The organism is Arthrobacter sp. Y3225209 (assembly GCF_059090685.1).
On sequence record NZ_JBNHFW010000006.1, the window covers coordinates 39,374 to 51,465 of the forward strand.

At 65.8% G+C, this 12,092-nt stretch carries 11 protein-coding genes; 9 read left to right on the forward strand and 2 right to left on the reverse strand.

Annotated features, from left to right (window positions below; genetic code table 11):
• Positions 1-166: 166 nt before the first annotated feature.
• The 8 genes from AC5RVB_RS05435 to AC5RVB_RS05470 all read left to right on the forward strand — a co-directional run bounded on the left by AC5RVB_RS05435 (position 167) and on the right by AC5RVB_RS05470 (position 9,156).
• Positions 167-1,231 carry a PhoH family protein gene (locus tag AC5RVB_RS05435; RefSeq protein ID WP_479768622.1) on the forward strand — a complete coding sequence of 355 codons (1,065 nt, stop codon included), beginning with the start codon at positions 167-169 and terminating at the stop codon, positions 1,229-1,231.
• The gene (ybeY, locus tag AC5RVB_RS05440; RefSeq protein ID WP_227901802.1) at positions 1,228-1,704 is read left to right on the forward strand and encodes an rRNA maturation RNase YbeY; all 477 of its coding nucleotides are present in this window, start codon (positions 1,228-1,230) and stop codon (positions 1,702-1,704) included. Before AC5RVB_RS05435 ends, ybeY begins: the two co-directional genes overlap by 4 nt.
• 20 nt (positions 1,705-1,724) lie before the next feature.
• Positions 1,725-3,041 (forward strand): hemolysin family protein, encoded by a 1,317-nt coding sequence (locus AC5RVB_RS05445; RefSeq protein WP_494142200.1) that lies wholly within the window; start codon positions 1,725-1,727, stop codon positions 3,039-3,041.
• Entirely contained in the window at positions 3,034-3,963 is a 930-nt protein-coding gene (era, locus tag AC5RVB_RS05450) for a GTPase Era (protein ID WP_494142163.1), read from the forward strand. Before AC5RVB_RS05445 ends, era begins: the two co-directional genes overlap by 8 nt.
• A 126-nt stretch (positions 3,964-4,089) precedes the next feature.
• Complete coding sequence (locus tag AC5RVB_RS05455; protein WP_494142164.1) at positions 4,090-5,601, forward strand: LCP family protein; 1,512 nt, start codon at positions 4,090-4,092, stop codon at positions 5,599-5,601.
• 177 nt (positions 5,602-5,778) lie between these two features.
• The gene (gene leuA / locus AC5RVB_RS05460; RefSeq protein ID WP_227901806.1) at positions 5,779-7,521 is read left to right on the forward strand and encodes a 2-isopropylmalate synthase; all 1,743 of its coding nucleotides are present in this window, start codon (positions 5,779-5,781) and stop codon (positions 7,519-7,521) included.
• Between the two features lie 67 nt (positions 7,522-7,588).
• A complete protein-coding gene (recO, locus tag AC5RVB_RS05465; protein WP_227901807.1) occupies positions 7,589-8,338 on the forward strand; it encodes a DNA repair protein RecO in 750 nt (249 codons plus the stop codon).
• A 2-nt stretch (positions 8,339-8,340) separates the two neighbouring features.
• Positions 8,341-9,156 (forward strand): isoprenyl transferase, encoded by an 816-nt coding sequence (locus tag AC5RVB_RS05470; RefSeq protein WP_227927775.1) that lies wholly within the window; start codon positions 8,341-8,343, stop codon positions 9,154-9,156.
• Here AC5RVB_RS05470 and AC5RVB_RS05475 read toward each other — a convergent pair whose 3' ends face one another.
• The gene (locus AC5RVB_RS05475) at positions 9,157-10,176 is read right to left on the reverse strand and encodes an alpha/beta hydrolase (protein WP_494142165.1); all 1,020 of its coding nucleotides are present in this window, start codon (positions 10,174-10,176) and stop codon (positions 9,157-9,159) included.
• A gap of 78 nt (positions 10,177-10,254) precedes the next feature.
• Between AC5RVB_RS05475 and AC5RVB_RS05480 the strand changes: the two genes are divergently transcribed.
• On the forward strand, positions 10,255-11,322 hold the full coding sequence (locus AC5RVB_RS05480; RefSeq protein WP_494142166.1) for a quinone-dependent dihydroorotate dehydrogenase: 1,068 nt from the start codon (positions 10,255-10,257) through the stop codon (positions 11,320-11,322).
• A gap of 132 nt (positions 11,323-11,454) precedes the next feature.
• On the opposite strand, the gene AC5RVB_RS05485 is transcribed toward AC5RVB_RS05480, so the two are convergent.
• On the reverse strand, positions 11,455-12,048 hold the full coding sequence (locus tag AC5RVB_RS05485; RefSeq protein ID WP_494142167.1) for a DUF3043 domain-containing protein: 594 nt from the start codon (positions 12,046-12,048) through the stop codon (positions 11,455-11,457).
• Positions 12,049-12,092: the final 44 nt, after the last annotated feature.

Consider the following 12,092-nt stretch of genomic DNA (forward strand, 5'->3'; position numbering starts at 1 on the left):
CGTCGCGCACCGGAAATAACCGGCGCCGTGCCGGCGTTGACATTGCGGGGTGCTGCGGGCGCGAGCCGGCGCCACCCGGCGACCGCACCATTCCAAACTCTGAACGCGACTTACCAAAAGGGGCGATGAAAGGCCTGCGAGGGCCGACTATATGACCGAATCTTCAATGGAAATCGGCACCATCCGGCGGGACACCCAGACAATAGTCTTTGATTCCACGGAACACATGGTCCAGTCGCTGGGGGCCAATGACGAGGCCCTGCGGATCATTGAGGCGGCCAACCCCGAGGTGAGCATGCTGGTGCGGGGCAATGAGCTTTCCGTATCCGGCCCGTCCGCGGACGTGGAACAGACGGTGCGGCTGGTCAACGAAGTGCGGATCCTGGCCCGCAACCAGACCCGGGTTACGCCGCAGGTCCTGGAGCAGCTGATCAGCATGCTGCGGGACCAGACCGCCGTCCGCCCGGCGGATGTCCTCACGCAGAACATCCTGTCCACGCGCGGCAAGACCATCCGGCCCAAGACCCTGAACCAGAAGAACTACGTGGATGCGATTGACCGCAACACGGTGGTCTTCGGCATCGGCCCCGCCGGCACGGGCAAGACCTACCTGGCCATGGCCAAGGCCGTCCAGGCGCTGCAGCAGAAGGAAGTGAACCGGATCATCCTGACCCGCCCCGCGGTGGAAGCGGGGGAGCGGCTCGGCTTCCTGCCCGGCACCCTCAGCGACAAAATTGATCCTTACCTGCGTCCGCTGTACGACGCACTGCACGACATGATGGACCCGGAATCCATTCCGCGGCTGATGGCGGCGGGCACCATCGAGGTGGCACCCCTGGCCTACATGCGCGGCCGGACCCTCAACGATGCCTTCATCATTCTCGACGAAGCGCAGAACACCACGCCGGAACAAATGAAGATGTTCCTTACCCGCCTCGGCTTCGGCTCCAAGATGGTGGTCACGGGTGACGTCACCCAGGTGGACCTGCCGGGCGGCACTGCCTCCGGGCTGCGCATCGTCCACGACATCCTCGGTGACATTGACGACGTCGCGTTCTCCGAGCTGCAGGCCGTCGACGTTGTGCGGCACCGGCTGGTCAGTGACATTGTTACTGCCTACAGCGAGTGGGATGAAACCCGCCGGCTGAGCCGGACCCCGGCCGAGGGCGGCGGCGGACGTGCCAACAACCGCGGACTATCCAATCAGCACGGGCGGGAGGCCCGTAAATGAGCATCGAAGTCAATAACGAATCCTCAGCCCCGGCCATTGACGAGGAAGAGCTGGCCCGGCTGGGCCGGTACCTGCTGGACAGCCTCTACGTGCATCCGGAAGCGGACCTGTCCATCATCCTGGTGGACGAGGACGCCATGGAGAAGCTGCACATCGAGTGGATGGACCTTCCCGGCCCCACAGATGTCCTCTCCTTCCCCATGGATGAGCTGCGCCCCGGCACGGCAGGACGGATAACTCCCGCCGGCGTGCTTGGCGATATTGTGCTCTGCCCGCAGGTGGCAGCCCGCCAGGCGCAGGATGCCGGCCACGAGACCCAGGACGAACTCCTACTCCTCACCACACACGGCGTGCTCCACCTGCTCGGCTATGACCACGCCGAGCCGGAGGAGGAGAAGGAGATGTTCGGCCTCCAGCGCCGCCTGCTCTCTGCCTACACGGGCAAAGAAGCGCCCAAGGAGACGCGCAGTTGAGTATTGGCGTCCTGATCGTTATGGCCATGGCGTTTATGTTCCTGGCAGGTCTGCTGACCGCTGCGGAATCCGCCTACGGCTACCTTCCCCGGCAGGACGCCGAGGCGTTGCTGAACGGCAAGGCCGGTGCCCCGCTGCGGCGCATCCTTGCCCACCCCGTGGCCCATATGCACGCCCTGCGGTTTTGGCGTGTCTGGTTTGAAATGGCCATGGCGGTGTCCGTGGCCACCCTGTTCCAGCTGGTACTGGACAACATCTGGCTCGCCGGGCTGCTGGCCACGGTCACCATGGCAGCCGTCGGTTTCGTCCTGGTGGGCGTTTCACCCCGGCAGATCGGGCGCAAGCACGTCACCGCCGTCGTCGTGATGACGGCGGGACTGGTGCGGGTGCTGCGCGCGGTGCTCGGACCGGTTCCCGGCTGGCTGGTCCGGCTCGGAACCGCGGTGGCACCCGGCACCCAGGGACCGGATGCCGCCTTCTTCACCGAAGAGGAATTCCGCGAACTGCTGGACCGCGCCTCGGATGCGGACATGATCGAGGACACGGAAGCGGAACTGATCCACTCCGTCTTCGAACTCGGAGACACCAAGGTCAGGTCGGTGATGGTCCCGCGTACCGACATGGTCTGCATTGACGCCGGCAGCAGCCTGCGCCAGGCCATGTCCCTGTTCCTGCGCTCGGGCTATTCCCGGGTCCCGGTGATCGAGGACAGCGCGGACCATCTGGTGGGCATCCTGTACCTGAAGGACGTTGCCGCCCAGGTCCACAGCGACCCGGATCACGCCTCCGTGCAGAAGGTTGAGGACTTTGCCCGGAGCGTGCGCTACGTGCCCGAGTCCAAGGCCGTCAGCGAACTGCTGCAGGAACTGCAGCGCGAGTCCACCCACGTGGCCATCGTCATCGACGAATACGGCGGCACCGCCGGACTGGTCACCCTCGAAGACCTGATCGAAGAGATCGTCGGGGAGATTGTTGACGAGTACGATTCCGAGCGCCCCGAGATAGAAAACCTGGGCGGCGGCCGCTACCGGGTGAGTTCCAAAGCCGGTATTGATGACCTCGGTGAGCTCTTCGACATCGAACTGGAGGATGATGAAGTGGACACCGTGGGCGGTTTGCTCGCGAAGGTCCTCGGCCGTGTCCCCATTGTCGGCAGCGAGGTAGAGGTCGAAGGCATCACCCTGCACGCCGAACGCCTGGAGGGACGCCGGAACCGCGTCTCCCACGTCCTGGCGTGGAAAGCGGCCCCTGCAGCAGAAAACGAAGAATCCCGCGACGACGGCAGGAACACTGCCCACCGCTCCCGCTCTACAGAATTGGTACCCCGAAATGACTGACCCGAAATTCCGCGCAGGATTTGTTTCCCTGGTGGGCCGGCCCAACGCCGGCAAGTCCACTTTGACCAATGCGCTGGTCGGTTCCAAGGTGGCCATCACCTCCGCCAAGCCGCAGACCACCAGGCACACCATCCGCGGCATCGTGCACCGCGAGGACTCCCAGCTGATCCTCGTGGACACTCCCGGCCTGCACCGCCCGCGTACCCTCCTGGGCAAGCGGCTGAACGAGCTGGTGGCGGACACGCTGGCCGAGGTGGATGCGATCGGTTTCTGCCTGCCTGCCAACGAGGCGGTTGGGCCGGGTGACCGCTACATCGCGGCCCAGCTGGCGGCCTTGAAGCGTACCCCCGTGATCGCCCTGGTCACCAAAACGGACCTGGTGGACCGCGCGGCACTGGCGAAGCAGCTGATGTCCGTCACGGCGCTGGGCCATGAGGTGCTCGGCGAGAAGGGGTGGGCCGACGTTGTGCCCGTCTCGGCTGCCGACGGGTTCCAGGTGGATACCGTAGCCGACGTACTGGTAGGCCACATGCCTGCCTCGCCGCCGCTTTACCCCGACGGTGAGCTCACTGATGAGCCTGAAGCCGTTATGGTCGCCGAACTCGTCCGCGAGGCCGCCTTGGAAGGCGTGCGGGATGAACTTCCTCACTCGCTGGCCGTTGTGGTGGAGGAGATTGTTCCCCGGGAAGGGCGCAGCGAGGACAACCAGCTGCTGGACGTACGGGTCAACCTCTACGTGGAGCGTTCCTCCCAGAAAGCCATCATCATTGGCCGCGGCGGATCCAGGCTGCGCGAGGTTGGTACCGCCGCCCGCCGCGGTATTGAAGCGCTCCTGGGCACCCGGGTCTACCTGGACCTGCATGTGAAAATAGCCAAGGACTGGCAGCGGGATCCCAAACAGCTCGTCAAGCTGGGCTTCTAGGCCCGGCCGGTCCCTGCCTCCGGGCAGCGGGCCGGGCCGGAAGTACCGGCAGGGGTCTGTTCCCAGCAGCAGCCCTTACACTTTGAACATTCGTTTGAGCATATCGATTCATGAAGGGGACCGGCTATGTCATCTCGCCGTGCCGCAACGGGCGGCGGCCCCTCGGGAAAATCTACCGGAGGGTCGGGCGCTTCCGCCGTACCCGGCGGCAGACACCTGTCCCGCAGGGCGTCCGCCGGCCACCCGGTTCTTAAGGGCATTGCCGCGTTCCTTTCCCTCGTGCTCGTCGCCGGGGTTGTCTTCGGCGTGGTCCAGGTACTGCGCCTGCAGGGCAACTTCGATACACAGCCGCTGAACCTGGGCTCCGGCGACTCAGTGGAGCAGGTGGATGCCAACACTGATCCCATGCAGATCCTGGTCCTCGGCACGGACCAGCGGGACGGCCAGAATTCGAACAACTCCGATGTCATGATGCTGGTCAACCTTTCGGCCGACCGTTCCAACGTGACCGTTGTCAGCTTCCCGCGTGACCTGCTGGTTCCGCTGCCGCAGTGCCAGGACCCGGAATCCGGCCTTGTCTACGAGGCCATGGACCTGGGACAGCTGAACGGAGCCCTGGGCAACGGCGGCCCCGGCTGCACGGTCGCGGCCATCAACGAGCTGACCGGCCTGACCATCGACCACTTTATGATGGCTGACTTTGATGCCGTGGAAGAACTGTCCAATACGCTGGGCGGCGTGGAGGTCTGCGTCAATCAGCCGGTGGATGACCCGCTTTCCGGCCTGAATATCCCCGCCGGTGTCAGCAGTGTCCAGGGTGAACAGGCCCTGGCCTTCCTGCGGACCCGGCACGGTTTCGGCAACGGCGGCGATGAGGGCCGTATCCGTGCCCAGCAGAGCTTCCTCGCCTCCATGGTCCGCAAGGTCAAGGACGAAGGCACGCTGAACAACCTGCCCAAGCTGTACTCGATCGCCGAGACCGTCACCAAAAACCTCACTGTTGATGACGGCCTGGCCCAGATCCCGGACCTGGTATCCCTGGCCACCCGGCTGAAGGATACCGACCTGGGCAGCATCGCATTCGTGACGGCGCCCGTGGTTCCGTACGAATACGATCCGAACCGCCTTGTCCTCGACGAACCCAACGCCCAGCCTCTTTTTGACGCACTTCAGGCGGACAAGGGCATCACCAACGGCACGGAAGAAACCCCGGCACCGACGGATGCCGCCACGGAGCCGGCAGCACCGGTTGAGGAACCGGCTGTCACAGTGGATCCGGCTGCCGTTCCCGTGACCCTGCTCAACGCATCCGGCACTGCCGGACGCGACTCTTCCGTAGCTCAGTCCCTGGTGTCCCAGGGCTTTGTCCAGGCCCTCGCCGGCGGCACGGCCGCAGCGGAGAGCCCGGCAACCCAGGTGTTCTTCGGCTATGGCTATGAAGAAATGGCACTGGAAGTGGCACGGGTCCTGAATATCCCCGATGTTCAGGTAGTGCTGAGCCCTGCCGCGGCCGGCGTGTCCGTGGAAATCGGCGCCGACTTTGCCTCGGGTTCGGCCATGAAGGACCTGGGCGATCTGGGGGACCTGAGCGGACAGACCGCAGCGCAGGTTACGTGCCAGTCCGCCTTTGGGAACTAGCGTTTGAAGCCGCGTAAGAGGTGCGTGTTAGTCTGATCACGTGCACGCAGAGACCCTACTTCTTAGCTGCCGCGGCGAGGCCACACAAGCACCTGCTTAGGCCGGTTCCTCGCTGCGGAGTTTGTGTTGCCGGCCACTCTCTTGCGAAGTTCGATTAGAAAAGGCCCTTTCAACACCATGCGTAACGCACAGCAGACATCCGGCATGCCGACGTCGAAGTACACCCCGTTCCACGAGCAGATCACGGTGGACCTGCCGGACCGGACCTGGCCGGACAAACGGATCAGCAAGGCACCGCGCTGGTGCGCCGTAGACCTGCGGGACGGCAACCAGGCGCTGATTGACCCGATGACCCCCGAGCGCAAGCACAAGATGTTTGACCTGCTCGTCAAAATGGGCTTCAAGGAGATCGAGGTCGGGTTCCCGTCAGCCTCCCAGCTGGACTTTGACTTTGTCCGCCAGCTGATTGAGGGGGACCGGATTCCGGACGACGTCACCATCCAGGTCCTGACCCAGTCCCGGGAACACCTGATCGAGCGCACCTACGAGTCCCTCGAGGGGGCGGACCGCGCGATCGTCCACCTCTACAACTCCACGTCGGTGCTGCAGCGGCGGGTAGTGTTCAACACCGACCGGGACGGCATCGTTGACATCGCCCTCTCCGGTGCAAGGCTGTGCAAAAAGTATGAAGAACAGCTGCGCGGAATCGATCTGACCTACGAATACTCGCCCGAGTCCTACACCGGCACCGAGCTGGACTTCGCCGCACGGATCTCCGACGCCGTGGCTGAGGTCCTGGAGGCCTCGCCGGACCGGCAGATGATCCTGAACCTGCCCGCCACGGTGGAGATGACCACCCCGAACGTCTACGCGGACTCCATCGAATGGATGCACCGCAACCTCGCCAGCCGCGATTCGGTGATCCTGTCCCTGCACCCGCACAATGACCGCGGAACCGGCGTCGCAGCCGCTGAACTGGGCTACCTGGCCGGCGCGGACCGCATTGAAGGCTGCCTCTTCGGCAACGGCGAGCGGACCGGCAACGTGGACCTGGTAACCCTGGGCATGAACATGTTCAGCCAGGGCATTGATCCGCAGCTGGACTTCTCCGACATGGACGAAATCCGCCGCACGGTGGAGTACTGCAACCAGCTGCCCGTTCCCGAACGTTCCCCCTACGGCGGCGACCTGGTCTTCACCGCGTTCTCCGGCTCGCACCAGGACGCCATCAAAAAGGGCTTCGAGGCGATGGAAAAGGACGCAGCCGCCGAGGGCAGGACGGTGGACGAGATCCCGTGGGCCGTGCCGTACCTGCCGATCGATCCGAAGGACATCGGCCGCAGCTATGAAGCCGTGATCCGGGTTAATTCGCAGTCCGGCAAGGGCGGGGTTGCCTACCTGCTCAAGCACGAACACAACCTGGACCTGCCGCGCCGCGCGCAGATCGAGTTCTCCGGCGTCATCCAGCGCCGTACCGACACCGCCGGCGGCGAAATCACCGGGGCGGAGCTGTGGAAGGTCTTCCAGGACGAATACCTGCCGCACACCCCCGAGTCCGACGGCGAGGCGTGGGGACACTACGAACTCACCTCGGTGAACGCGGATACCCCCGCGGACGGCCGCTTCAACCTGACGGCCACCCTGAGCGCGAACGGGGTGTCGCAGCGGCGGATGGCCAGCGGTACCGGTCCCATCGCGGCGCTGCTGGAAATCCTGGGCCAGGACGGCATCGACGTCCGGCTGCTGGACTACACCGAGCACGCCCTCTCCGCCAGCGGAAACGCGCACGCCGCAGCATACGTGGAACTGGCCGTGGGGGAGCGGGTGCTGTGGGGCGTCGGTATTGACGCCAACACCACCATGTCTGCCCTGAAGGCAGTGATTTCGGCAGTCAACCGGGCCATCCGCGACCAGGCCTGAGCACCATCGGGGCGCGCCCGGACGGCAGCAGTCCGCCGGGCGCCCCGGGACGTGGGAAAATAGCAGCGTGGCAAAATCCTTTGCATCCCGCACCTACCGGGATGACGCAGTGGTCCTGCGCACGCACAAGCTGGGCGAGGCGGACCGTATCCTGGTCCTCCTGACCCGGGAACACGGCCAGGTACGCGCCGTGGCCAAAGGCGTGCGGCGGACCTCCAGCAAATTCGGTGCCCGGCTTGAACCGTTTATGGTGGCGGAACTGCAGCTCTCGCACGGCCGGAACCTGGACATCGTGACGCAGGCGCAGACCAAGGGGGCCTACGGGCACGGGATAGTCGCCGACTATGCCCGCTACACCGCCGCGGCCGCCGTCGCCGAAACCGCTGAACGCCTCACCGACATTGACGGTGATTCGGCGAAGGCCCACTACCAACTGGTCATCGGTGCGTTTGCCGCGCTCAGCCGGGGCGCGCATGCCCCGGAACTTATCCTGGATTCCTACCTGCTGCGGGCCCTGGCCACTGCCGGCTGGGCGCCGAGCTTCACCGAGTGCGCCCGCTGCGGTGCCCCCGGGCCGCACACGGCGTTTTCGGCGCCGCTGGGCGGGGCCGTCTGCGCAGCCTGCCGTCCCCCCGGCTCGGCGTCGCCGTCACCGGAAACGATGACGCTGCTGGCCGCCCTGCTCAGCGGTGACTGGAACACGGCCGATGCCTCCGGCCCGCAGCCGCGGCATGAGTCCGCCGGGCTGGTAGCCGGCTATCTTCAGTGGCACCTGGAACGGGTGCTGCGGTCCCTTCAACATGTGGAGCGTGTCTGACCTTGCGTTCGAAATCCGCGGCCGGTGTCCCGGCAGGATCCCCCGGCTACCCCGCACCCCACCCGTCCGGCGCTCTGCCTCCGGCGGTTCCGGCTGAACTGGTGCCCGCCCATGTAGCCATTGTGATGGACGGCAACGGCCGCTGGGCCAACCAGCGGGGACTGCCGCGCACCGAAGGCCACCGGGCGGGTGAAGCTGCGCTGCTGGATGTGATGGCCGGGGCCATCGAAATGGGGATCCGGCACGTGTCCGTCTACGCGTTCTCCACGGAGAACTGGAAACGGTCACCCGAAGAGGTCCGCTTCCTCATGGGCTTCAGCCGGGACGTGCTGCGCCGCCAGCGGGACCAGCTCAACGAATGGGGTGTACGGATCCGCTGGTCCGGCCGCCGGCCACGGCTCTGGCAGAGCGTGGTCAGGGAGCTGGAGGTCGCCGAAGAGGCCACCCGGGACAATACCGTCTGCACCCTGAACATGTGCGTGAACTATGGCGGCCGGGCGGAAATTGCCGACGCCGTGGCTGCGATCGCCGCCGACGTTCAAAAGGGCCGGCTGCGTCCGGGCTCCATTAGCGAGAAAACCATCCAGAAATACCTGGACGAGCCGGACCTGCCGGACGTTGACCTGTTCCTGCGGACCTCGGGGGAGCAGCGCCTCTCCAACTTCATGCTGTGGCAGTCCGCATACGCCGAAATGGTCTTTATGAACACCCTCTGGCCGGACGTGGACCGGCGGACCCTGTGGGAGGCCGTGGAGATTTACGCCCGCCGGGACAGGCGCTATGGCGGTGCGGTGGACCAGGCCGCCACCGCCCTCTGACTAGCGCCCGAGCATAAACGCCCCGGCCCAGCGTGCCAGCCCTGCATATACGCGGGTACGCACCGGAAGGGCTGAGAGCAGGGTGTCGTGCAGGGCGCCGTCATACCGGAACACGGTAACCTCCGGGCCCAGCAGCAGGCCGCGCTGGACCATCAGGCCCACGTCCAGCACGCTGTCGGTGCTGAGCATCAGCGGATTCCAGGTAGGCGCGATCGTGGAGGCAGCCGAAGCCATGAGCAGGACCGGCACCCGGATGTCCAAACCGCGGGCCACCTGCGCGTGCCCGGCCAGCACAGCCTTGATCCAGCCGGCGCGGACCGGAAAGCTGAACGGCGGGCGCCAGGCAGGGTCCACGTTCCACTCACCCTCCATCTCCGCGCTGATGCTCCGGTAGTAGAAGCCGAACTCCGGGATCTTCAGCCGGGCCAGCGGGCGCCGCCGGGCCACGGGTTCCAGCAGCCCGTTGGTCGCGAAGCGAAGCATGGCACTGCCGCTGAACTCCAGCCACGGACTGTTCAGGATCAGGGCCCTGATCCGCCCCGGGTTCCGGTGGGCCCACAGCGAGGCCACCAGCCCGCCCGTGGAGTGGGCCATCAGGGTGGTCCGCACCGCAGTGTCCGAACCGAAACGGTTCCTGAGATCGGTGTCCATGGCGGCCAGGGCAGCCTCAATATCGGCGTCATATTCCTGCAGGTCCGCGACATAACCCTCCGACTGCCCGGGGCGCAGGCTCCGGCCGTACTTGCGCAGGTCCACGGCGTAGAACGCCACGCCCTGCGCCGCCCAGAAGCGGGCCAGCTCGGTCTGGAAGAAATAGTCGCTCCAGCCGTGAATATAGAGGACGGCGTCCACGCCGCCCACAGTGCGGACGGGCAGGACGGCCGCCAGATCGGCCGGAGGAACATAGGAAACGAGGGTAGCCGCAACGGGGCCTTCCGCATCCTCTCCCAGGTCAAGGGTCAGGCTGCGGAATCCGTCGCCGAGAATGTCCGGAATCCAGTCCGCCTGCGTCTCACCCATGGTTTCGAGAATAGTCGACCCGGCGTAGCGGGAAGTGCGGGGTTTGGTTGCCGGTCCGGGTTCTGGAATCTTTAAGCCATGCGCATTTATCCTGCCTTTTTCCGTCTTGTGTTCTCCGGGATGGACCCCGAACGTGCCCACCGGATCGGTTTCACCCTGATCCGCACCGCCGCACGTACCCCCGCCGGGCCGGTGATGCGGCGGCTGATGAGCCCGTCCCCGAAGCTCCGGACCAGGGCCTTCGGCATCGACTTTCCCTCACCGTTCGGGTTGGCGGCCGGTTTCGACAAGGAGGGATCCGGCATCCTGGCGCTCACCAACCTGGGTTTCGGGCACGTCGAGGTGGGCACCGTGACGGCGCAGGCCCAGCCGGGAAACCCGAAGCCACGGCTGTTCCGCCTGGTCCAGGACCGCGCCGTGATCAACCGAATGGGGTTCAACAACGACGGCGCCGCGAAGGTGGCGCCCCGGCTCGCCTCGGCCCGGGCCGCCCTGGCCCGGACATCCGGTGCGGGACGGCCGGTGATCGGTGTGAACATTGGCAAAACCAAGAAGGTGGACCTGGCGGATGCCGTGGAGGATTACCTGCTTAGTGCCCGGGAACTCGCTCCGCAGGCCGACTACCTGGTGGTCAACGTCAGTTCCCCGAATACTCCCGGCCTGCGGCTGCTGCAGGACATCGAGTCGCTGCGCCCGCTCCTGACCCGGGTGCGGGAGGCCGCGGATGAGTCCGCCGGGCGCCACGTACCCCTGCTGGTGAAGATCGCCCCTGACCTCAGCGACGCCGATATTGACGACGTCGCCGATCTGGCCCTGTCCCTGCAGCTGGACGGTGTGATTGCCACGAACACCACCGTCACCCGGGAGAACCTGGTGACGGATCCGGAAACCGTAACCGCCTGCGGAGTCGGCGGACTCAGCGGCGCCCCGCTGAAACAGCGTTCCCTCGACGTCCTGCGCCGCCTCCGCAGCCGGCTGGGAGCGGACGGCCCCGCCATCGTGTCCGTCGGGGGAGTGGAGACGGCCTCGGACGTGAAGGAACGCCTTGATGCCGGGGCCACGCTGGTGCAGGGATACACGGCGTTCCTCTATGAGGGACCGTTCTGGGCTGCCCGGATCAACCGCAGCCTGGCCCGGTCCCGCTAGGCGGGCGCCGCGCAGAGGAATCCGTACCCCGGGCGGGCCCGCGCATCAGACCCGTCCGCGCATCAAAAAGGGACCGCCCATCAAAAAAGGGACCGCCGGAAGGCGGTCCCTTTTTGGTGCGGTGCGTGGGGATCAGGAGGGGTACTGTCCGCGGCTGACCTGCGGCTTCGGCAGGCGGAAGCGGCGCAGCTGGAGGGACCGGGAGACCCCGTACCAGACATCCCCGGAATTGGGGGCCCCGAACTTCGCGGTCAGGCGCTTCCTGATCTGCCGGCGCAGCATAAAACTGTCGGCGATGACCAGCAGGATGAGGACCCAGAAGGCCGCCATCACAATCAGCTGGATATCGATGTTCCGGATGAAGCTGAAGAGAACAAACACCAGGGCGGCAATCATGATGAACTCGCCAAGGTTCCACCGGGCATCCACTATGTCGCGGACAAAGCGGCGGTTGGGTCCCTTGTCGCGGAGCGGCAGGTAGCGCTCCTCACCGGTGTCCAGGGCCCGGCGGGTCTTCATGCGTTCTTCGCGCAGGGCCTCGCGGTTGGCAGCCTTGGCTGCCTTCCGGTCATCGGGTACCAGCGGGCGCCGGCGGGCAGCCTCCTGGTCCTTGCGGCGGGGCGTGGGCGCACCCTTGCCGACCCGTTCCGTTGCACCGGCTTGTGCGGCGGCTGCCTGGTCCACAGTTTCCTGCGCGGTGGGCGCTTCATTCTTTCGTCCAAACACACCCCAAGGATACCGCGAATGATCCGCCGGAAACTCCGTTTGCA